This window comes from Pseudomonas sp. PS01301, from assembly GCF_029960215.1.
In the GTDB taxonomy this organism is placed as follows: Bacteria; Pseudomonadota; Gammaproteobacteria; order Pseudomonadales; family Pseudomonadaceae; genus Aquipseudomonas; species Aquipseudomonas coleopterorum.
In genome coordinates this window covers 196,801-218,830 of the sequence record NZ_JASCPM010000001.1, presented here as the reverse complement: position 1 = coordinate 218,830, position 22,030 = coordinate 196,801, and the positions used below count along the sequence as shown (strand labels likewise).

The window sequence follows — 22,030 nt, the reverse complement described above, 5'->3', positions numbered from 1 at the left end:
CCCCTGACGCGGCTTGCGCCGCTGCTACAGGGGATTGTGGTGTTTGGAGGCGTAGCCACCGCGCGCGCCGCGTCAGGACGCGAGGGGTGTGGCGGATGAGGCCGTTGTAGCAGCGGCGCGAGCCGCGTCGGCGGTAGATAAAGTAGGTTTGAAGGGACGCGATGCCCCCTGACGCGGCTTGCGCCGCTGCTACAGGGGGTGGATGGGTTAGAAGAGAATCTTGGCGACGTCGGCAAAACGTTTGGCGAAGTGCACGGTGATGCCCTGCTTTAGGTAATCCGGCAGCTCTTCGAAGTTGCCTCGGTTGGGCTCTGGCAGAATCAATTCCATGATCTTCTGGCGCCGTGCAGCAATGACTTTTTCGCGCACGCCGCCGATCGGCAGGACGTGCCCAGTCAAGGTCAGTTCGCCCGTCATGGCCACGCCTTTCTTCGGCGCCTGATCGCGGGCCAGGGACAGCAGGGCGCTGGCCATGGTCACCCCCGCACTCGGACCGTCCTTGGGCGTGGCGCCCTCAGGCACGTGCAGATGCACGAAGGCTTCGTCGAAGAACTTGGAATCGGCGCCGAACTGCGCAAGGTTGGAGCTGATGTAGCTGTAGGCGATTTCCGCCGACTCCTTCATCACCTCGCCCAGTTGCCCGGTGAGCTTGAAACCGCGGTTCAGGGTATGGATGCGCGTCGCCTCGATCGGCAAGGTCGCGCCACCCATGCTGGTCCAGGCCAACCCGGTAATCACGCCTTTGCCCGACAGCACCTGCTCGCTGCGGAATACCGGCATCCCCAGAGAAGCTTCAAGGTCCTTGGGCACCAGTTTGATCGGCACATCGGGTTTGTCGATCAACTGCACGACTGCCTTGCGCACCAGTTTGCCCAGCTGTTTCTCCAACTGGCGCACGCCGGCCTCGCGGGCATAGCCCTCGATGACGGTGCGTAGGGCGCTGTCGCTGATGGTCAGGCGATTTTTGTCGACACCTGCCTTGGCCAGCTGCTTGGGCCACAGGTGACGCTTGGCGATCGCCATTTTCTCTTCGGTGATGTAGCCGGACAGGCGGATCACTTCCATGCGGTCGAGCAGCGGGCCGGGGATGGAATCCAGGGTGTTGGCGGTGCACACGAAGAGCACCTTGGACAAGTCCAGGCGCAGATCCAGGTAGTGGTCGAGGAAGTCGACGTTCTGTTCCGGGTCCAGGGTTTCCAGCAGTGCCGACGCCGGGTCGCCCTGGAAGCTCTGGCCCATCTTGTCGATTTCGTCGAGCATGATCACCGGGTTCATTACCTCGACGTCCTTGAGCGCCTGCACCAGCTTGCCCGGCTGGGCACCGATGTAGGTGCGGCGGTGGCCCTTGATTTCGGCCTCGTCGCGCATGCCGCCCACGCTGAAGCGATAGAACGGTCGGCCCAGGGACTCGGCGATGGACTTGCCGACGCTGGTCTTGCCCACGCCCGGCGGACCGACCAGCAGCACGATGGAACCGCTGATTTCACCTTTGTAGGCGCCCACGGCGAGGAATTCGATGATGCGCGTCTTGATGTCATCCAGACCGGCGTGGTGCTGGTCGAGCACCTTGCGTGCATGCTTGAGATCCAGCTTGTCCTTGCCGTAGACACCCCATGGCAGGGCTGTGGCCCAGTCCAGATAGTTGCGTGTGACAGCGTACTCGGGCGAACCGGTTTCCAGAATCGACAGTTTCTGCATTTCCTCGTCGATGCGCTTCTGCGCCGCGGGCGGCAGGGTCTTGTCCTGCAGGCGCTGCTGGAACTGCTCGACGTCGGCACTGCGATCGTCCTTGGTCAGGCCCAGCTCCTGCTGGATGACCTTGAGCTGTTCCTTGAGGAAGAACTCGCGCTGGTGCTCGCCGATCTTCTTGTTCACCTCGGCGGAGATTTCTTTCTGCAGCCGCGCGACTTCGACTTCCTTGCGCAGCATCGGCAGGACTTTTTCCATGCGTCGCAGCATCGGCACGCAGTCGAGCACGCCTTGCAGCTCGTTGCCCGTGGCCGAGGTGAGCGCGGCGGCGAAGTCGGTCAGCGGCGAGGGATCGTTGGGGCTGAAGCGGTTGAGGTAGTTCTTCAGCTCTTCGCTGTACAGCGGGTTGAGCGGCAGCAGCTCCTTGATGGCGTTGATCAGCGCCATGCCGTAGGCCTTGACCTCGTCGGTGGGCTCGATGGGCTGCTGCGGGTATTCGACTTCCACCAGATAGGGCGGGCGGTGATGCTTGAGCCAGGTGCGGATGCGCACGCGCGACAGACCTTGCGCGACGAACTGCAGCTTGCCGTTTTCGCGGCTGGCGTGGTGGATCTTCACCAGGGTGCCGTACAGCGGCAGGCTGGAGGTATCGAAATGACGGTGGTCGTCGGGCGGGGTGTCCATGAAGAACAGCGCCAGCGAGTGGTGTTCGGTGTTGGCGACCAGGTCGAGGGTTTCCGCCCACGGCTCTTCGTTGACGATGACCGGCAGCACCTGCGCGGGGAAGAACGGACGGTTGTGGATCGGGATGACGTAGACCTTGTCCGGCAGGTTCTGCCCAGGCAGGGCCAGTTCGGTGCTGGAGTGGGTCGAGTGCTCGACGTGCTCGTTGTCCAGATGTTCGGACGGATTCTCGTTGGATTCCTGCTGGTCGCTCATGGGGCACCTGCGTCAATGACTATGCTGCTTAGATGGGGCAGGGCACGACTGGTTTCAATGGCGGCACTGAAGCTTTGCGGCGGGCGGCCGATAAGGGTTGTAACCGGGCTTGTAACCGGCGCAGGCCGAACGCGACGGCAGGCAACATTTCCATTCGTCAGGTAGATTTCATGCTCAGGTTAGGCGCCTTGCTCAGCGGTTTGGTCTTCAGTACCTGGGTCGGCGCTGCCTCGTTCGAGGCACGGATCGTTCAGGCCGATGGCGCACCCCTGGCCGACGCGGTGCTCAGCCTCTCCGGCGGCCCGGCTGTTGTGGGCTCCAGAAAGGCCACGGCGATCATGGACCAGCGTGCGCAGAAGTATCTGCCGCACGTGTTGGCGGTCGCCACGGGCACGTCGGTGTCGTTCCCCAACAACGACAACATCCGCCATCAGGTGTATTCCTTTTCACCGGCCAAGCGCTTCGAATTGCGTCTGTACGAAGGCACGCCGACCCAGCCGGAGTTGTTCGACAAGCCGGGCGTCGTGGTGCTGGGCTGCAACATTCACGACTGGATGCTGGGCTATGTCTACGTGACCGATGATCCCTGGTTCGCCGTCAGTGATGAACAAGGGCGCGTGCGTTTCGATCAATTGCCTGCGGGCCACTACCAAGTGAGTCTGTGGCATCCGCGCAGTGCAGATGCACACGTGCAGCAGACAGGAAAACTGGACATGACGACGACGGACATGACGCAGCGCTACACCCTGACGGTCGAAGCGACAGCGGACGACGCGGTGCAGGAACCGGCGACCAGCCCATTCAGTGAGGCATTCAAAAAGGCTGCCGGTGAAGCTGCGCACTAGTTTCCAGGCGCGCATCGCCTGCGTCCTGATCCTGCTGCTGTTGGTAGTGGTCGGGGCGTTGACCGTGGCCGTCAAAGTGGCCACCAATGACGCCGTGCGTGCCCAGGCCCGCGATCAGCTGCAGGTGGGCACGCGGGTGTTCGAGCGGTTGCTGGACATGCGCGGGCGTCGTTTGCGCGACGGCGTACAGTTACTGGCGGCGGACTTCGGTTTCCGCGATGCGGTGTCCAGCGGCGATTCGGCCACCATCCGTTCGGCCCTGCAGAACCAGGGTGCACGTATCGGTGCCACCGACATGTTCGTGCTGGACATGGACGGCCGGGTCCTGGCCAGTACGGTCGATCAGGTCCCCACCGGCAGCGTGTTTCGCTACGACACGGCGCTGCGCGAACTGCGCCGCAGCAATCAATCGGTACTGTTCGTGCCGTTGCAGGGGTTGCCGCACCTGCTGGTCGAGGCGCCGGTGCTGGCGCCGTTGCCGATCGCACGCGTGGTGATGGGCTTCAGCATGGACGTGGCCCTTGCCCGGGAGCTGAATTCCCTGACCAACCTGCAGGTGTCTTTTCTCAGCAGCGAGGCGGGCAGAGCCGGCGAGCTGGTCAGCACCCAGCCGGCAGAGCTGGCCGCCAGCATCGCCCAGTGGATGCAGATCAATGAATCGGCGGCGCAACGCATTTCCTTGTCCGAACACGAGGAACGTACCTACCTGAGCCAGCCGTTGCTGCTGGCCAGCAGCGGCGGTGCCGAGGGTGGGCGGGTGATGGCGCTGCTGCAGAGTCCGCTGGACGAAGCCATGCGCCCGTTCATGGCGCTCGACCGCAATATTTTCGGCATTGCCCTGGCGGCACTGCTGGCCTCGCTGGTGGGCGCGCTGCTGCTGGCACGCAGTGTCTCGCTGCCGCTGCAAAGCCTGGCTCGGGCGGCGGGGCGCATCGGCCATGGTGACTACCAGACCGACGTGCCGCTGGACCGTACCGACGAGCTGGGCGTGCTGGCCCAGGCCATCGGCCGTATGCAGGCCGGGATTGCCGAGCGCGAGCAGCGACTGGCGCACAACGCCCTGCACGACGCTCTGACCGGACTGCCCAATCGCGCATTGGCCATGGAACGGCTCGGCAGCGCGATTGCCGCCGACCGCCCGATCGCGCTGCTGTCCGTCGGTATCGATAACTTGCGTGAACTTAGCGAAAGCGGCGGCCCGACCTTTGTCGACAAGCTGCTCCAGCAAGTCGCGCAGACCCTGCTGGAACTGGTACGGCCCGGCGACACGGTGGCACACCTGATCACCGACGAATTTCTCCTGCTGCTGGAAAACGTCGACAGCGACAGCGCCGTGGCGGTGGCCGACAAACTGCAACAGGTGTTGCTGCAGCCCCACCGTTTCGGGGGGCACGACGTGGCGATCGACTGCCGCATCGGCATCGCCGCCTTTCCCGCCGACGGCTTGAGTGCCGAAGAATTGCTCGCGCGCTCGGCCATTGCCATGCGCGACGCCGCCGACATGCCGGGGCGCCTGCAGGTGTATCAGCACGGCCGGGACCTGGCGCACCAGCGTCAGGTGCGCCTGATCCGCGACCTGCGCCGCGCGGCGGCGAACAACGAGTTGTCCCTGCACTACCAGCCCAAGCTGGACCTGCGCGACAAGCAGGTCCGTCAGGCCGAAGCCTTGCTGCGCTGGCAACATCCGCAACTGGGCAACGTCTCGCCCGGTGAGTTCATCGAACTGGCCGAGCGCACCGGCAGTATCCAGACCCTGACCCGTTGGGTCATCGAGGAAGGCATTCGGCAGTTGAGCGAGTGGAACGCCCGCGGCCTGGTCGTGCAGCTGTCGCTGAACATTTCCGCGGACGATCTGCTCGGAGCCGATCTGCACGAGCGTGTCCTGCGCCTACTCGATCTGTACGGCATATCAGCCGAGCAGTTGATCTTCGAGATCACTGAAAGCGCAATCATGCGTGAGCCGGAAAAAGCCTTGAAGGTGCTCAACAGCCTGCGCGACAGCGGTATCAGCCTGTCGGTCGACGACTTCGGCACCGGCTATTCGTCATTGGCCCACCTCAAGCGTTTGCCGGTGCAGGAGCTGAAGATCGACCAGTCGTTCGTGCGTAACCTGGATGAGACCAGCGAGGATGCGGTGATCGTGCGTTCCACCATCGAGATGAGCCACAACCTGGGCCTCAAAGTCGTGGCCGAGGGCGTGGAATACGAACACAGCCTGCGTCTGCTGGAGCGCTGGAATTGCGATACCGCCCAAGGCTATCTGATCAGCCGACCTTTGACTGCGGCTGCCTTCGAAGCCTGGATGCAGCCTCCTTTGCCCACCTCGACTGCCGTTGTTCACTGAGGTCATGATGCGAAAAGCTCTGTTGTTGTGCTCGCTAGCCCTGTGTTGGCAGCCTTCTCTTCATGCCAGTGAAGGCCGCCTGCTGGCGACCGGCGGTGCCAGCAGTATCGACGGGGCTGCGGGCGGCGGCATCACGCCTTGGGCGGTGCTGTCCGGTTACGGCGAAGAAGGCGAGTGGGGCGCAACGGCGTTCGCCACGCGCGTGGACCTGCCTGACTACCGGCTGGACGTAGCCGGCATGGCCGCCAGCTATGGGAATCGCATCGAATTTTCCTACGCCAGGCAACGCTTCGACCTGGGCTCGCTGGTGCACAAGCTGGGGCTGCCCGAAGACAGCCTCAGTCAGGATGTGTTTGGCGTGAAGGTGCGCTTGTTCGGCGATCTGATCTACGACCAGCTGCCGCAAGTGGCGCTGGGTCTGGCGTATAAGCGGCAGAAGGATTTTCTCATCCCCAGTCTGGTCGGCGCGCAGCGTGACGAAGATGTCGAGGGCTACCTGACGGCCAGTCGCCTGTTCATGGGCGCGGTGTTCGGCTACAACCTGCTGATCAACGGCGGGGTGCGCTACAGCCGCGCTAATGAACTGGGCCTGCTGGGTTTTGGTGGCGACCGGCGTGACAGCCGCAGCTTGTTGAAAGAAGGGTCGGTGGCCGTGCTGTTCAACCCGCGCTGGGCGCTGGGTGTGGAGTACCGGGAGAAGCCGGACAACCTGTCGTTCGCTGGCGAAAGCGATTGGGCGGATGTGTTCCTCGGGTATTTCCCCAACAAGCATCTGGCGATCGTGCTGGCCTATGCGCGGCTGGGTGAAATCGCCACGCTGGATAACCAGAACGGTACCTACCTGTCCGTGCAGGGGAGTTTCTGAGATGCGCCTTTATGTGCTGGGCATGGCCCTGTTGCTGGGTGCCTGCGCGGGCCAACAGCAGCCAGCGCGTGACGACAGCCTGTACCAGGCACTCGGCGGCAAGCCGGGGATCAGCCGGATCGTGGAGGGAATGTTGCTGAACGTGGCCCGGGACGAGCGGATCGTCGCGCACTTTCGCAACGTGAACATCGAGTTGTTGCGTCGGCAATTGATTGACAGGTTCTGCGTCGAGGCGGGTGGGCCGTGCACCTACACCGGCGATGACATGGCCGAGGCGCACAAGGGGCAGAACATCAGCCGCAGTGAGTTCAATGCGCTGGTGGAGGATCTGATCAAGGCCATGGAAGCGCAGGGAGTTCCGGTGCCGGCGCAGAATCGGCTGCTGGCCAGGCTGGCGGCGCAGCGGGGGGAGGTGATTGAGAAGTAAGGGGCTTCACTGACACTCCACCCAAAAAAAACGGCTCCCGAAGGAGCCGTTTTTCGTCACATCAGCATCACTTGCTTTCAGGCAATGCAAACGCCATCACGTAGTCACCCTGCTTGGTGCCCAGCGAGCCATGCCCGCCGGCAACCACCACCACATACTGACGACCGTCCTTGCCGGTGTAGGTCATCGGGGTGGTCTGCGCGCCCGCTGGCAGGCGGCCTTCCCACAATTGCTTGCCGTTACGGATGTCGTAGGCACGCAGGTACTGGTCAAGCGTACCGCTCAGGAACGACAGGCCGCTGGCGGTGGTGAACGTACCACCCAGGCTTGGCACACCCATGGTCAACGGGATCGGCACAGGCGAGCTGTCGCGCACGGTACCGTTCTTGTGTTTCCAGATGGTCTGGTGCGTGGTCAGATCGACCGCAGCGACGTAGCCCCAGGCCGGAGCCTGGCAAGGCAGGCCCATCGGCGACAGCAGCGCTTCCAGGATCACGCCATAAGGTGCGCCCTTGTTCGGCTGCACGCCTTCGGTTTCGCTCTTGCGACCCGGGCCGCCGGCCACTTCTGCTGCAGGCACCAGCTTGGAGCGGAAAGCCATGTAGCTTGGGTTGACGAAGGCTACCTGGCGTACCGGGTCGACCGACAGGCCACCCCAGTCGAACACACCGAAGTTGCCGGGGTAAACCAGAGTGCCCTGCAACGAAGGCGGCGTGAACGGACCTTCATAGCGCAGCGACTTGAAGTCAATCCGGCACAGCATTTGGTCGAACGGCGTCACGCCCCACATGTCGCGCTCTTGCATCACTGGCGGCATGAAGTTGAGGTCGGACTTGGGTTGGGTCGGCGAGGTGCGGTCGCCTTCCACCGCGCCCTGTGGCACCGGTACTTCGTGGATCGGCACGATCGGCTCGCCGGTCAGGCGGTTCAGCACGTAGATGCTGCCCTGCTTGGTCGAGGCCAGCACGGCAGGCTTCACGCCATCGGCGGTCTTGAGGTCCATCAGGGTCGGCTGGCCGCCGACGTCCATGTCCCACAGGTCGTGGTGGGTGAACTGGTAGGTCCACTTCACGTGGCCGGTGTCGATGTCCAGTGCGGTCAGGCCGGCGCTGTATTTTTCCGACTCGGGGGTACGGTTGCCGCCCCACTGGTCAGGCATCTGGTTGCCCATGGGCAGGTACAGCATGCCGTTCTTTTCGTCGACGCTGAACATGGACCACATGTTCGGCGAGTTGCGGGTGTAGGTCTGGCCAGGGGCAATCGGCGTGGTGTCGTCGGGGTTGCCGCTGTCCCAGTTCCATACCAGGTGACCGTCGTGCACGTCGTAGGCGCGGATAACGCCCGAAGGCTCGTCCACCGACACGTTGTCGGTCACGTGACCGCCGATCACGACCAGGTTCTTGGTCACGGCCGGTGGCGAAGTGGAGTAGTAACCGCCAGCGGCGAACTCGCCGATGTTGGCGCGCAGATCGACCTGGCCTTTGTCACCGAAGTCTTCGCACATCTTGCCGGTGTCGGCGTTCAGGGCGATCAGACGGGTGTCGGCGGTCGGTACGAAAATGCGTTTCGGGCAGGCAGTCGGCGCAACGGCAGGTGCGCTGGCGTCGGTGACCGGGCTGGCGGCAGCGTAGGCTGCGTCATCGTGATACGACACGCCACGGCAGGTCATGTGCGCCCAGCCCTTGAAGTTCGGCGCGTTCTGCGTGCTGATCTTCGGGTCGAAACGCCAGATTTCCTTGCCGGTGTCTGGGTCCAGTGCGATGACCTGGCTGTGCGGCGTGCACACGTACAGCATGCCGTTGACCTTGAGCGGAGTGTTTTCCGCAGTGGTCTCGCCCGGATCGTTCGGGCCGGGGATGTCGCCGGTGCGGTAGGTCCAGGCCGGGGTCAGCTTGCTGACGTTGTCCGGGGTGATCTGTGCCAGGGGCGAGTAACGGTCACCGTGGGCACTGCGGCCATAGGAGTTCCAGTCGCCGTCCGGCATGGCCGGCGCGGTGTTCGGCATGTTGGCGGTTTCACGGTCCAGCTCGCCCTTGATTTCACCAGGGTTGGTGAACTGGCTGGCCAGTGCGCAGAGACCGGCCAGGACCACGGCGATGCTCAACGCAGCCGTAGCCTTGGGTGCAGGCTGGCGCAGCAGTGGCTTGCGGAACCAGGGCAGCAGCAGGACCACGCCCAAGGCAAACCACAAGGCCAGGCGTGGCACCAGTTGCCACCAGTCCAGACCCACTTCATACAGCGACCAGATAGTGCTGGCGAACAGTACCGCTGCATACAGACCGATCGCCGAGCGACGGCCCTGAAGCAGCAACACGCCGGTGAAGCCCACGCCGATACCGGCGATCAGGTAGTACAGCGAGCCACCCAGAGTGGCGAGTTTGATACCGCCGGCCAGCAAGGCCAGGCCCATCAGCAGCATTACGATACCCAAGATATTGGGCAGTAGACGCGACCGACGCGGTGCACCGTCAGTGCTCATAGTGAAGAATCTCCATTGTGTTCGTGTGGTTTTTTAATATTCAAATGTCAAGTTTTGATTGTTTACAGATATTGCGAGTCACGTTTAGTTTCAGAATGACGCTTGAATCTTCAGTCCGCCGATCAGTGCATCGTCGATGTGACTGACACCGCCCGGATGACGGATGTATTGCAGGTTCGGTCGCAGTACCAGCCAGTTGGTCATGTGAACCCCGTAATAGAGCTCGGCGCTGTACTCGGTGTCTTGGATCGGCAGGTAGGCGGCATTGTTGTAGTCGCTGACTGCAAGGGTACGGTTATGCCACTCGGCGTTCTTGCGATAGGCCGGATTGACATGAACGCGGGCCACGGCAAAACCGATGTCATCGCGAGCGCGCGCATCGAACAGGCCTTTGTAGACGATGCCGCCTTGCACGTAGTTGTCGATGGCGTTGGTTTTCTTGTCGTGCAGGGTGGCATTGGCGAACACGCTCAGGCCGCGCGAGTTGTCGCTGGCGACGCTGGTCAACTGCTGCTGGGCGCCCAGCCAGAAACCGTGGCGGCTGGATGCGCTGCGGTAGTCCTGGCCGGTGATCGCGGCAGGCTGACCGCTGCGGTCCTTGTAGACGTCGTCCGCGTCCGCCGTGCTGTAGTAGTAGCCAGCGCGGTACTCGCCCGGCAGCCCGGCGAGGGTCGGCTTCCAGATCAGCTCGACCGGCAGCATGGCGCCTTCGGTACCGCTGCCGCTGAGTTTGAAGCCGTTGTCGTTTTCCAGGTTCGAAGGGTTTTGCTCGAAGATGCCGACCTGGGCGTACAGCTCGGGCGTGATGTTGTATTTGACGCGCAACGCCCACTGGCTCACCGGCCAGTTGTACCAGACACTGCCCACCCAGTTACCCACTTGCGAGCCACAGAACGCCAGGTTCTGGAAGTCGCACGGGAAGCTGTTGAACTCTTCGCCTTCACCGAAGCGACCGGCCTTGATGTCCAGGCGCTGGTCGAAGAACTTCTGCTGGTACCACAGTTGGGTAATGCGCGTGATGTTGCCACGCCCCCAGACTTCCTGAGCCGAAGTGAAACCGCCGACACGCGGATCGTTGATCCGGTCATTGCTGATGTTGTCGCCGTTGCGGTCGGTCAAGGTGAGCTGAAACTCGGCGTCGTGCCAGCCGAGGATCTTCGCCAGGTCCATGTGCACGCCCAGCGCGAACTGGTCGCTGTAGCGTGTGGCGTGATCATGGTCATAGCCGCCGTGCAGGTTGCTGCCGACTTCGCCGGTGTAGTCGAGCTTGAAGTCGTAACCTTTGGCGGACAGGTCGCCGCGGGTGCCGTTCCAATCGCCGAACATGAAGGGTGACTGGGCATCGAACGCGGGCGTGGCCAAGGCGTCCGGGGCGGCGCTCAGGGTACTCATGGCCATTAAAGCGGTGAACGGCAAAAACGCCCGAGGGCGTGAAAGGGCAGTTGAAGGCATTGGAAAAGAGTTCTTCTGGTAAGTCCGAAGCTGTTCGAGAAGCGCTTCGTTATTTTTCGAAAGTTAAACGTTTCAGTTTGTTGCGGCGGGAGGATATAGATCGAGCACGCGATTTTAAAGCCGGGTTTGGAAGAGGGTTAGTTGCCGAAACTGCAACAGTGCGACGCTCTGCCGCAGGGCCTGGGCCAGGCGGCGTTGGAATCGATCCGCTGCAGTCGGCCGGAAATGGGCCCGACGGCAGCGGCGTGTAAAGCGGTCAAAAGGTTGTACGCAGTCCCACTTGCACACTGCGGCCCTGGGCCGGCGCGATATCGCGCAGGATCGAACTGGCGTAGCGCACGGTCTGGTCAGTGAGATTCTCGCCCTTGACGAACGCCAGCCACTGGCTGCCCCCGATGTCGAAGCGATAACCAGCGCTGGCACCCAAGGTGGTGTATCCGCGTGTGGTACTTTCGTTATCCGGCACCTTGTGCTGCGCGCTGGCGTGTTCGACGTCCAGCCGCGCCTGCCAGCGATCCTTTTCCCATAGCAGCCCGCTGTTCAAGCGAAGCGGGGCGATACGTGGCAAGTCTTCGCCGGTGTCCAGGTTCTTCGCACGGGTGTAATCGCCCGACAGGTCCAACGCCCAGTTGCCGTAGGCATTTTGTGCCAAGGTCCAGCGATCCTGTGCCTCGATGCCGCTGAAACGTGCACGCACGCCGGAATAGGTGTACTCGGGGATGCCGTCGACGTCTTCTTCACCTTCATCGTCAAGCGTGCGGCCGGTGCCCAGCAGTCCGATGTAGTTGGAGAAATGGCTATAAAACACGCCCACGCTGCCTTTGTGGGTACCGTTGTCGAAACGCAGCGCCAGATCGCTCGACACTGCCTTCTCCTTGCTCAGCCCAGCATCACCTACCTCGTAGGTGCCAGTGGCCACATGCGCGCCGTTGGCATACAGCTCATAGAAGGTCGGAGCCCGTTCGGTGTAGCCCAAGGTCGCGGCCAGCGACCAGACGGGCGTCAAGGTGTACACCGCGCCTGTCGAAAGGCTCCCGGCAGTGAAGCTGCTGGCATTGTCCGCTGTCAGGAAGCGCTCGTTCCCGGCAGCGTCCGGGTCGACCCGGGTATGCTCCAGACGACCGCCCAGGCTCAGTTTCAAACGCTCGGTGGCCTGCCAGTCTTCCAGCACGAACAGCGCCAGGGCGTCAGTGTCGGTCTTGGGCACGAACGCTTCTTCGCCCAGCGCCTGGAACTGGCTGCGGTTGACCTGAGCGCCGATCACCCCTTCCAGTGGACCGATTGGCCGGTGGCGGGCTTCGATCCTGGCTTCGTAACCCTCGTTCTTGAACGTGGTACCGACTTCACCGCCTTCGATCTCGCGGTGTTCGTAGTCGGTATAGCCGGCATTCAGTTTCACCGAGCTGATCGGTCCTTCCAGGTCGCGGATTTCAGAAGCGAATGCATAGTGATCCTGCTGCATGCGGATGCGCACGTCGTCTTCCGCCGGCGAGCCGTAATTGGAGTCGTAATTGCTGTAGGAAAGCCCGGCATAACCGTGGTCCCAGGTGTAGGAACCGCCCACTGCTCCGCCGTCCTGACGTCCATCACTGTTGTCGAGCCGGTGCTTGCCACCGTTCTCGTCGGTGTCTTCGCTGGCGCGTTGACGGCTGCTATGGGCGTAGCCAGGAATGCGCAGGTCGTTGAATTCACGTGCGCTGGCGTCCAGATGCAGAGCGAAGGTACCGTTGCCGGCCTCCAGCTTGCCAGCGCTGCTACGGGTTATGTCGGCTCCGCCGTAGCGCAGTTCACCGGCACCTTGGATGCCTTCGATCGCCTCGGTTGGAATGCGGTTATCGAAGCTGTTGACGACTCCGCCAATGGCATTGCCGCCATACAGCAGAGCGGCCGGGCCACGAACGATCTCGATGCGGTCGGTATTGACGGGGTCCAGGGGGACCGCATGGTCATACGACAGCGACGAGGCATCGAGCGCGCCGACCCCGTTGCGCAGAATGCGAATGCGGTCGCCATCCAGCCCGCGAATGATTGGACGGCTCGCACCGGGGCTGAAGTAGGAAGACGACACGCCTGGCTGGTTGTTCAGTGTTTCGCCCAGGCTGCCTTTCTGTGCCAGCGTCAGGCGATCGCCTTCCAGCACGGTGGTGGGCGAAGCCAATTGCGCGTTGCCCAACGGATTGGCGGTGATGACTTGGGGTTGCAGATCCAGGGCATAGGCCGGTGAGGCGATGAGCAATGCGGCGGCCAGGGGCGTCAGCCCTTTGAAAGAGGGGCGGGTGGTGACGGCAAACATCTTCGAGTCCTTGAGGTGTTACAAAATGTTAGCGTTATAACATAACATTAATAATTGCATCCGCCAGCCTTTTTCCAGCAAAGGGGCGGGGCGCCCCTGCAATTAACGCTTCCCGACATCTTGCCCGTTGGTTAAGGTGCGCACCTTCTGCCCCGCCGTTCCTGGAGCCTGGCATGCATGAACCCACACACAACCCCCTGCACGGCGTGACGCTGGAGCAGATCCTCAATGCGCTGGTGGCGCATTACCAATGGGAAGGGTTGGCGCAGCGTGTCGACATCCGCTGCTTCAAGAGCGATCCGAGCATCAAGTCGAGCCTGACCTTCCTGCGCAAGACGCCTTGGGCGCGGGAAAAGGTCGAGCGGCTGTACGTGCAATTGCAGCGCGGCAAGCGTTGATCCGCGCCGAACGCCCTCTGGTCGCGCTCGCGGCGGCCGCGACCTGGTTCGCCCTGGCGTTGCAGTTGTACCTGGTGCTGTGGTCGCGCTGGCAGATCGAAGCGAGTCTGCTCGGGGGGCTGGTGCATTTCTTCAGCTTCTTCACCATCCTCACCAATACCGCAGTGGCCGGCGTGTTGACTGCCCACGTGTCGAGGGGCGACTCGCTGTGGCGTCGGATCTGTTTGCGACCAGCGGTGAGCAGCGGGGTACTGGTCAGCATCGTGGTGGTGGGTGTCGCCTATAGCCTGTTGCTGCGCAACCTGTGGCAGCCCGAGGGCTGGCAATGGCTGGCCAACGAGTTGCTACACGATGTGCTGCCTGTGGCGTTCGTGGTGTATTGGGCGTGCTGTGTGCCGAAAGGCACGCTGCGCCTGCGGCACGTGGCGGCCTGGGCGATCTACCCTGTGGTCTACTTCGCCTACCTGTTGCTGCGTGGGCACAGCATCGGCGTGTATCCCTATCCGTTTCTGGACGTCTCGAAATTGGGCATGGGCCAGGTATGGCTGAACGCACTGGGAGTGCTGCTGGCCTTCATTGGCTGCTCCGCGCTGGTGCTGGTGATAGACCGCTGCTGGGGACGCGCAGGCGCGCGCTAGGCGCCCGCGCAAGTACCCCTGGCGACAACCTCACTCGCTGTCGTCGCCCTCATGACGCCAATAGCCGGCGGCCTTGATCTGCTCCTCGCTCAACTTGTGATCGTCCAGCAGCACGCGCCGCAACTTGCGTGACAGCCCGGCCTCGGTCGCGATCCAGCCATAGACCACGCCGTCGGGCAGGCGCAGGTCCTTGACGGTCTGCAGCAGGTCGCCCTGGTGCCGGTCGACCCAGATCACCTCGAAGGCCGCCGCACTATCGAACGACTGCTGTTCCTGAGGGTTCTCCACTTCGATGACCAAGAGCGCGCGACGGTTGCCCGGCAGCTCTTCCAGGCGTCGGGCCATGGCCGGGATGGCGGTTTCGTCGCCGATCAACAGGTAGGCATCGAACACATCCGGTACGTGCATCGAACTGCGGGGGCCGCCGATGTGCAGGAATTGCCCTGGCTCGGCCTGGGCCGCCCAGGTGGCCGCGGGACCGTCGCCATGCAGGACGAAGTCGATGTCCAGCTCGCCAGCCGCAAGGTCGATGCGCCGCGGCGTGTAGTCGCGCATCTCGGGCTTGGCGCCTTCGGGCGTGGGCGCACCGAGCACCATGGTGTCGAGCGCCGCCTGCTGCTCCGGGGTGGTGGCGAACATCAGCTTGATGTGGTCATCGCAGCCTTCGCTGACGAAACCGGCCAGCTCCGGACCGCCGAGGGTGATGCGCCGCATGCGCGGGGTCAGTTGCGCCACGCGCAGCACCTGCAGGCGGCGACGTTTGATCTCGTGCATGACGCGCTGAATACCGAACGGATTTTCTGCCTTCATTGCGAGGGGCTCCTGGGCCGATAGGGGGCTATCGATATAGCTTATTACGCGGCCACACGAGAGTCGATGAATTCGCAGCCCCGTTCAACGCGCCGCCTGCAAGGGCGCATGGCACTGTGTATGAGCCCCCGGCTGCAGGTAGGGCGTCAGGATCGGCGCCATGCCCTTGAGCACCTGCACCGGCAGCGCCGAGGTGAAGCGAAAGCCCTCGGCGGCCTTGCCCGGTACGAAGGCGGTCAGGGTGCCAAAATGGTTTTCGCCGATGAAGAATACGAAGGTCGCGGTACGGTTGATCGCCTTGGAGCTGATCACCCGGCCTCCGGCGCCGAAGCTTGAGATGCGGTTGTCACCGGTGCCGGTCTTGCCACCCATCACCAGCGCAGTGCCGTCATCGGTCTTGAAACTGCCGGATACGCGCCGCGCAGTGCCGGCGTCCACCACCTGCGACAAGGCTTCGCGCATGGCTGCCGCGACCTCGGCAGGCAGGACCCGCTTGCCCCGGTCCGGGTCACTGATCACCCGTGTGTCATAGGGGGTGTCGGCGGCGAAATGCAGGGTGTCAATGCGCACGGTGGGCAACTTGATGCCGTCGTTCTGAATGATGCCGATCAGCTCGGCCAACGCTGCGGGACGGTCACCCGAACTGCCGATGGCGGTTGCCAGGGAGGGCACCAGATGATCGAACGGATAGCCCACGCGCTGCCAGCGCTGGTGAATATCGGTAAAGGCTTCGATCTCCAGCATGGTGCGGATACGGTTGTCGCGGGCGCGCTTGTGGCGGCTGTTGAACAGCCAGCCGTAGACTTCCTGACGCTCGAAGCGGCTGGCCGCACTCGCTTCGCCGAAAGTCGCCTCCGGGTGATTGAGCAGGTAGCCCAACAGCCACAGGTCCAATGGATGGACTTTGGCGATATAGCCTTGGTCCGGCAGGTTGTAGCGGCCAGGGCCATAACTGACGTACATCTCGTTCAGGCGCTTATCGGTGACGCTGTCGCTCTTGCTGTGCTCGCGCACGAAGCGATCAAAGGGTGCCTGCGTCGCGTTGGGGTAGAGGTAGCGGTGCACGGCGGCCAGGCGCTGCGGGGTCGGGCGCATGCCGTCGAGAAAGGTCTCCAGGCGTTGCTCGGTGGTCTTGCGCTGGTACTTCTTCCAGAACCGCTTGAGGAATTCGGTGCCTTCGCGGTCGGCGAAGCGTGCCAGGTATTCCTGCCGACGCGGATCGTCATCGTCCTTGAGCAACTGGCCGCTATTGCCCGGCGCCGAATAGGTGCTGTAGCGCACCAGGTCGCGCATCAGGCGAATGAAGGGCAGGTTGATGGACTCCTGCAGCGCTTCCTTGAGCGTGGGAATGCGGCCGTTGTCCTCGCGGCGAAAGTTGCCGAAGGTATGAATCCCGCCGCCGGTGAAGAAACTTTCGGCGGGGCTTGCCGAATACTTGCGCTCCAGGGCTGCGGCGAGCAGCGTCCGTGCGTCCATGCCCGGGTTCTGGATTAGGGTATCGAGCACCCAGCGCGACAGCCGATCGGCGTCCTCGATCTTCACCTGGCGCAGTTGCGCGGGCGTCTGCCCGGCATAGCGCTCATGCAGTTCGTGGATGATTTCCAGGTAGGTGGTCAGCACACGCATTTTGGCGGTCGAGCCCAGCTCCAGCTTGCTGCCTTCGTTGATGTCGAATGGCTGGTCGGTGTTGTCGGTCTGCACCCGCACCCGCGAGCCGTCAGCCGTGCGCTCGAAGAGGGTGAAGCTGTAGCTCACTTCACGGGTGCTCGCCGGGGTCAGCAGGCGCTCGCCGATCAGGCCGATCTGCTGGGCGAAGGCCGGGTCGGCGAGTTGGCGCAGGTAGTCGCTGGCCTGTTTCTGCAGGTCGGCATTGAGGGTCGTGGTGGCTGAAAGATCCAGACGGTCGAGGTCGTACAGCGGCCGGTCGAGCATGGACGACAGGCGATTGCGCACCACGCTGATGCCCTTGTTCGACTCGTTGGGTTGCCAGGTCGGCTCCTGCACCCAATCGCGGTAGATGACCTGACTGGCCAGCGCGGCGGCTGCCAGGGTCGGATCGACGATGCCATTGGCGGCGAGCAGGCGAATGTGACTGTCGGTCAGCTCGGCGAGGTCGTCATGGCCCTTGTTGAGAAAGTACGACGGCCGACGCTGGGCGATCATCAGCGATAGCACCTGACGCAGGGCCAGGCCGCGCGCGGCTTCGCTGGCTGGGTCGGTGGTGGTGCTGGCAAGCGCGCGGTTGACCTGCTCGAAATCGGCGCCGTACCAGACGCGCAGGCCTTCGGCCATGCCGTGTACTTCGCCGTGGCCGGGCACCGCCGACAGCGGCACGCTGTTGAGGTAGTCGCGCACGATGCGCTGACGCGCTTCCAGCGTCTGCGGACCGCCTTGATAGGCCCGCACACTGGCCGAAATCATCTGGCGGATCTTCTCCGGCCCCGAGCCGGTCAGGCCGTCGGGCGAATGGCGGTACTTTTCCAATTGCGTAGCCAGGGTACTGCCACCGGCCGACTGCCCAGGCAGCGCGAACATCCGCGCCACCTGCGACCAGGCCGCCTTGGCGAAGCGCGGCCAATCCACCGCCGGGTTGAGCAGCGGTTCGGGGCTGTCGAGCAGGCCGCGGTTTTCGACGAACAGCAGGCTGTCGACCATCACCGTTGGTATCTGGGCGAATTCGGTGTAGAGCTGCTGCGGGTAGCGATACAGGTACAACGGATCGCCCCGGCAATCGGTGATCACCAGCCCGGCCTGGGATTTTTCCTGGTAGGGCACGAACAGGTCATGCCCTGCATAGCTCATCAAAGCTGGCGAGAACTGGGTCTGCTGTTCGATCACGTAGTTGCGTTTGAGCAGGCGCGGCAGGAAGTCGCCCAGCGCGCTGTAGCCCAGGCGCTTGTCGAACGGGCCGGCACCCGGGTAGACGATGGCCTGGCTCGGTCCCGGCTGCACCTCATAGGTCAGCGAGTTCGCCCAGCGACTGAACTCGCGCGCCTGCAGCCGCGAGGTGCGCATCTCGGCATACATCGCGTACGCCAGCGCGGCAATCGTGATCACTACCAACAGCCAGAACAGACGCCGCCACAGGTGACGTTGACGTGGGCTATCTGGCAATGGCGACGGATCAGGACTCGTAGCGTTGGCTGCAGTCTTGTCAGGTTCGGTTTGCCACAGGACGCCCATAGATATTCACACCGGTCACGGAAAATTCATCGCACCTGGAGCAAGTCTAGACGCTAGAGCGGTCGCGTGAAAAAAATGTGAAAACCAATGTATCGAATCGTGCGGAAAGCTTTTGCGTCAACAAGCGGGCCCGGGCGGGCCCGCAGGGGTATTCAGCGCAGCATGTCCTTGACCAGCCGGTCCTGCTCCATCAGCTCCCGCTGCCGAGCGTCGATGCGCGACGCGAGCTGGAAGTTGTCCGCAGCTCGGCGCTTGGCCAGGTCCAGTTGCTGGATGGCCTGGTCGAACTCGCCGACCAGTGCGAAAAACTCGGCGCGCGCCTGATGCAGGCCGATGATATTGCCATTCTGCCCGCGGGTTTCAGCCACCAGGTACCACACGTCCGGGTCGTCCGAACGGGTCTTGAGCAGGTTTTCCAGCGCTTTCTCTGCATCGGCCATGCGATTCTGCTTGAGCAGCACATCGACCCGCTTCTGGTTGATCGGGTAGTTGCCCGGGTACTGCGTCAGCAGCCGGTCGATGCGCTGTTGGGCGTCGGGAATGCGGTTGTTGGTAATGTCCAGGTCGACCTGCGCCAGGTTGACGGTGATGTCGTCCGGCTGCTTGGCCAACAGCAGCTTGAGATTTTCACGCGCCTCGTTCAGTTGCCCGGCCTTGATCTGGGCCAATGCCAGACCGTAGCGCGCAGGCAGCGCGTTGGGGTTGTCATCCAGTTGCGCGCGAAAACGCTTGGCTGCCAGCCCCGGCGTTTCCTCGTAGTACAGCTGCACTCGGGCGCGCATCAGCTGGTACCACAGGCTGTCTTCCTTGCCCCCTGGGGCGGCCTGCTCGGCGCGGTTGCGGGTGTCGGCGATACGCGATTCGCTGACCGGGTGGGTCAGGAGAAATTCCGGCGGCCGGGCATCGAAACGGTACTGGCGCATCAGCCGTTCGAACATGGTCGGCATATTGCGCGGGTCGTACCCGGCCTTTTCCATGTTGATGATGCCGATGCGGTCGGCCTCCTGCTCGTTCTGCCGAGAGAAGCGCCGCTGCTCCTGAATCGCCGCCGCCTGGCTGCCGGCGATCGCCGCGATGCCAGCATCCCCGGCACCCGAGGCGGCAATCACGATACCGGCCAGCAACGCTGCCATCATCGGCAATTGCATGCGTTGTTGAGCCTCGACGCCGCGGGCGAAGTGACGTTGCGACAGATGCGCCAGTTCGTGGGCCAGCACGCCGATGTACTCGCCCTCGGTTTCGGCATTGAAGAACAGCCCGCCGTTGACCCCGACGATGCCCCCCGGCGCTGCAAAGGCGTTGAGCTCCTTGCTGTCGATCAGAATGAATTCCAGGCGCCGATCGTTCAGTTGGCTGGTTTCGGAGAGGCGATACACGCTGGTCTCGACGAAGTCCTTGAGCAACGGGTCATTGAGCTGTTTGACCTGGCCGCGCAACAGGCTCAGCCAGGCACGACCCAATTGATGCTCCTGCTGGGGCGAGACGATCGCCGAGCTGGCGTCGCCAAGCGAGGGCAGGTCGCTGGCGTGGCCGGGTAGCGCCAGCAGGCAGGCGAGGGTCAGCAGGGTAGGGCGCAGAAAGGGCATGCACTGAGCTCGGCAGATGAAAGGCCCTACTGTAGCCGCCCCATTCGGCGACCACCAGAGGTGGCAACCTTGGGTTATTCTGTCGCGCCGCAGTCTGCCGGGATTCACCGCAGCGCCACGGCACCCTTTGGCTGGAGAAGATATCGATGAACGATGTGCCCGAATGTGACGTCGAGCTGGACACCAGCGGTCTTAATTGCCCGTTGCCATTGCTCAAGGCCAAGCTGGAACTCAACCGCATGGCCAGTGGTACGGTACTGAAGGTGATCGCCACCGACGCCGGCTCGCAGCGCGACTTCCGTTCGTTTGCCACCTTGGCAGGTCATGCGCTGTTACACGAAAAGGCGCTGGACGGGGTCTACTCGTATTGGTTGCGCAAGGCCTGAGCCACCACCCTGGTAGCTGGGTCATTCAAGGGAATTTCAATGTTCAAAGTGCTACGCGACTGGATCCAGCGTTACTTTTCCGATGAGGAGGCCGTCATTCTGGCGGTGCTGCTGGTGCTGGCGTTCACCGCCGTTCTGACCTTGGGCGGGATGCTGGCACCCGTGCTGGCGGGGATGGTGCTGGCGTTCCTCATGCAAGGCCTGGTCAACATTCTGGAGCGCCTGCGGGTGCCTTCCGGCGTGGCCGTCGGAGCGGTGTTCGCGTTGTTCATGGGCGCGCTGGCGCTGTTCATGCTGGTGCTCGTGCCGCTGCTCTGGCACCAGGTGATCACCCTGTTCAACGAGCTGCCCGGCATGCTCGGCAAATGGCAGTCGCTGCTGTTGCTGCTGCCCGAGCGCTATCCGCACCTGGTCAGCGACGAGCAGGTATTGCAGGCCATCGAAGCGGCCCGCGGCGAGATCGGCAAATTCGGCCAGTGGGCACTGACCTTTTCTCTGTCCAGCCTGCCTCTGCTGGTCAACGTCATGATCTATTTCGTACTGGTGCCTATCCTGGTGTTCTTCTTCCTCAAGGACCGGGTCATGATCGGCCGCTGGGTCAGCGGTTACCTGCCGCGCGAGCGTACGCTGCTGACTCGGGTGGCGCAGGAAATGAACCGGCAGATCGCCAACTACATCCGCGGCAAGGTCATCGAGATCTTCATCTGCGGCGTGGTGACCTACATCGCCTTCGTCGCACTGGGGCTGAACTACGCCGCTCTGCTGGCACTGCTGGTGGGGTTGTCGGTGGTGGTGCCCTACGTGGGGGCGGTGGTGGTGACGGTCCCGGTCACGCTGATCGCGCTGTTCCAGTGGGGCTGGGGTGACCAGTTCATCTACCTGATGGTGGTGTACGGCATCATCCAGACCCTGGATGGCAACGTGCTGGTGCCGTTGCTGTTCTCCGAGGCGGTGAACCTGCACCCAGTGGCGATCATCTGTGCGGTGCTGTTGTTCGGCGGGTTGTGGGGGTTCTGGGGCATCTTCTTCGCCATTCCCCTGGCGACCCTGTTCAAGGCCGTGCTGGATGCCTGGCCAAGGCAGGAGCCTACCGTCGCGCCGATGCTCTGAGACCGCGGTGCGGGCTTCGCGGGCAGAGGGCTCGGCCGCCCGCCCCGCTCCCACAGGTGATCCTGTCTGTAGGAGCGGTCAGCGGCCGCGAAGGGGCCACCGCCGATATCAACCCTTGCTCAACGCCTGGGCCGCTTCCAGCACACTCTGCACATGCCCCGGCACCTTCACCCCACGCCATTCCTGGCGCAATACGCCGTCCCGATCGATCAGGAAGGTGCTGCGGTCCACGCCCAGGTACTCCTTGCCATACAGCTTCTTCAGCTTGATCACATCGAACAGCTGGCACAGCGCCTCGTCCTTGTCGCTGATCAGCTCGAAGGTGAAGCCCTGCTTGGCCTTGAAGTTCTCGTGGGACTTGAGCCCGTCGCGCGACACACCGAACACCTCGGTGTCGGCGGCCTTGAACTGCTCGAGCAGGTCGCGGAAGTCCTGGCCCTGGGTGGTGCAGCCCGGCGTGCTGTCCTTGGGGTAGAAATAGACCACCACCTGGCGGCCCTTGAGCTCGCTCAGGCTGACGGTCTGACCGCCGGTGGCCTGGGCTTGGAAATCGGCAACAGGTTCATTGAGAGCGACAGCCATCGGT

At 63.1% G+C, this 22,030-nt stretch carries 16 protein-coding genes; 8 read left to right on the top strand and 8 right to left on the bottom strand.

The window, feature by feature from the left end:
• Positions 1-207 precede the first annotated feature (207 nt).
• Entirely contained in the window at positions 208-2,628 is a 2,421-nt protein-coding gene (lon, locus tag QMX89_RS01010; RefSeq protein WP_282345982.1) for an endopeptidase La, read from the bottom strand.
• Positions 2,629-2,798: 170 nt separating this feature from the next.
• On the opposite strand from lon, the gene QMX89_RS01005 reads away from it, so the two are divergent.
• From QMX89_RS01005 to QMX89_RS00990, 4 genes are read left to right on the top strand one after another with little or no spacing between them, the layout of a single operon-like run.
• On the top strand, positions 2,799-3,473 hold the full coding sequence (locus tag QMX89_RS01005; RefSeq protein WP_282345980.1) for a methylamine utilization protein: 675 nt from the start codon (positions 2,799-2,801) through the stop codon (positions 3,471-3,473).
• Complete coding sequence (locus tag QMX89_RS01000) at positions 3,457-5,817, top strand: EAL domain-containing protein (protein ID WP_282345978.1); 2,361 nt, start codon at positions 3,457-3,459, stop codon at positions 5,815-5,817. The genes QMX89_RS01005 and QMX89_RS01000 overlap by 17 nt, the downstream gene beginning before the upstream one ends.
• A gap of 7 nt (positions 5,818-5,824) precedes the next feature.
• Positions 5,825-6,682, top strand: a complete 858-nt coding sequence (locus QMX89_RS00995; protein WP_282345977.1) for a DUF3034 family protein — start codon at positions 5,825-5,827, stop codon at positions 6,680-6,682.
• Position 6,683: 1 nt separating this feature from the next.
• Positions 6,684-7,109: a group 1 truncated hemoglobin gene (locus QMX89_RS00990; RefSeq protein WP_282345975.1), complete on the top strand. Its 426-nt coding sequence runs from the start codon at positions 6,684-6,686 to the stop codon at positions 7,107-7,109.
• Positions 7,110-7,176: 67 nt separating this feature from the next.
• Here the strand turns inward: QMX89_RS00990 and QMX89_RS00985 are convergent, their stop codons facing one another.
• The 3 genes from QMX89_RS00985 to QMX89_RS00975 all read right to left on the bottom strand — a co-directional run bounded on the left by QMX89_RS00985 (position 7,177) and on the right by QMX89_RS00975 (position 13,333).
• The gene (locus QMX89_RS00985; RefSeq protein WP_282345973.1) at positions 7,177-9,588 is read right to left on the bottom strand and encodes a glucose/quinate/shikimate family membrane-bound PQQ-dependent dehydrogenase; all 2,412 of its coding nucleotides are present in this window, start codon (positions 9,586-9,588) and stop codon (positions 7,177-7,179) included.
• Between the two features lie 90 nt (positions 9,589-9,678).
• The gene (locus QMX89_RS00980; RefSeq protein ID WP_282345992.1) at positions 9,679-10,986 is read right to left on the bottom strand and encodes a carbohydrate porin; all 1,308 of its coding nucleotides are present in this window, start codon (positions 10,984-10,986) and stop codon (positions 9,679-9,681) included.
• Positions 10,987-11,296: 310 nt separating this feature from the next.
• A complete protein-coding gene (locus QMX89_RS00975) occupies positions 11,297-13,333 on the bottom strand; it encodes a TonB-dependent receptor (RefSeq protein ID WP_282345971.1) in 2,037 nt (678 codons plus the stop codon).
• Positions 13,334-13,506: 173 nt separating this feature from the next.
• Here QMX89_RS00975 and QMX89_RS00970 point away from each other — a divergent pair, with 173 nt between their 5' ends.
• Together QMX89_RS00970 and QMX89_RS00965 are read left to right on the top strand one after the other, a co-directional pair.
• Complete coding sequence (locus tag QMX89_RS00970; RefSeq protein WP_049862337.1) at positions 13,507-13,731, top strand: VF530 family protein; 225 nt, start codon at positions 13,507-13,509, stop codon at positions 13,729-13,731.
• Positions 13,728-14,369 carry a Pr6Pr family membrane protein gene (locus QMX89_RS00965; protein ID WP_282345956.1) on the top strand — a complete coding sequence of 214 codons (642 nt, stop codon included), beginning with the start codon at positions 13,728-13,730 and terminating at the stop codon, positions 14,367-14,369. The genes QMX89_RS00970 and QMX89_RS00965 overlap by 4 nt, the downstream gene beginning before the upstream one ends.
• 30 nt (positions 14,370-14,399) lie before the next feature.
• Here the strand turns inward: QMX89_RS00965 and QMX89_RS00960 are convergent, their stop codons facing one another.
• The 3 genes from QMX89_RS00960 to QMX89_RS00950 all read right to left on the bottom strand — a co-directional run bounded on the left by QMX89_RS00960 (position 14,400) and on the right by QMX89_RS00950 (position 19,948).
• On the bottom strand, positions 14,400-15,179 hold the full coding sequence (locus tag QMX89_RS00960) for a siderophore-interacting protein (RefSeq protein ID WP_282345954.1): 780 nt from the start codon (positions 15,177-15,179) through the stop codon (positions 14,400-14,402).
• A gap of 84 nt (positions 15,180-15,263) precedes the next feature.
• Entirely contained in the window at positions 15,264-18,362 is a 3,099-nt protein-coding gene (locus QMX89_RS00955) for a transglycosylase domain-containing protein (protein ID WP_282345952.1), read from the bottom strand.
• 152 nt (positions 18,363-18,514) lie between these two features.
• Positions 18,515-19,948 (bottom strand): M48 family metalloprotease, encoded by a 1,434-nt coding sequence (locus QMX89_RS00950; RefSeq protein ID WP_122743771.1) that lies wholly within the window; start codon positions 19,946-19,948, stop codon positions 18,515-18,517.
• Between the two features lie 146 nt (positions 19,949-20,094).
• Here QMX89_RS00950 and QMX89_RS00945 point away from each other — a divergent pair, with 146 nt between their 5' ends.
• Together QMX89_RS00945 and QMX89_RS00940 are read left to right on the top strand one after the other, a co-directional pair.
• A complete protein-coding gene (locus tag QMX89_RS00945) occupies positions 20,095-20,334 on the top strand; it encodes a sulfurtransferase TusA family protein (protein ID WP_049862331.1) in 240 nt (79 codons plus the stop codon).
• Positions 20,335-20,373: 39 nt separating this feature from the next.
• Positions 20,374-21,444 carry an AI-2E family transporter gene (locus QMX89_RS00940; RefSeq protein WP_090359850.1) on the top strand — a complete coding sequence of 357 codons (1,071 nt, stop codon included), beginning with the start codon at positions 20,374-20,376 and terminating at the stop codon, positions 21,442-21,444.
• A gap of 108 nt (positions 21,445-21,552) precedes the next feature.
• Here QMX89_RS00940 and QMX89_RS00935 read toward each other — a convergent pair whose 3' ends face one another.
• Complete coding sequence (locus QMX89_RS00935; protein WP_043184985.1) at positions 21,553-22,026, bottom strand: peroxiredoxin; 474 nt, start codon at positions 22,024-22,026, stop codon at positions 21,553-21,555.
• Positions 22,027-22,030: the final 4 nt, after the last annotated feature.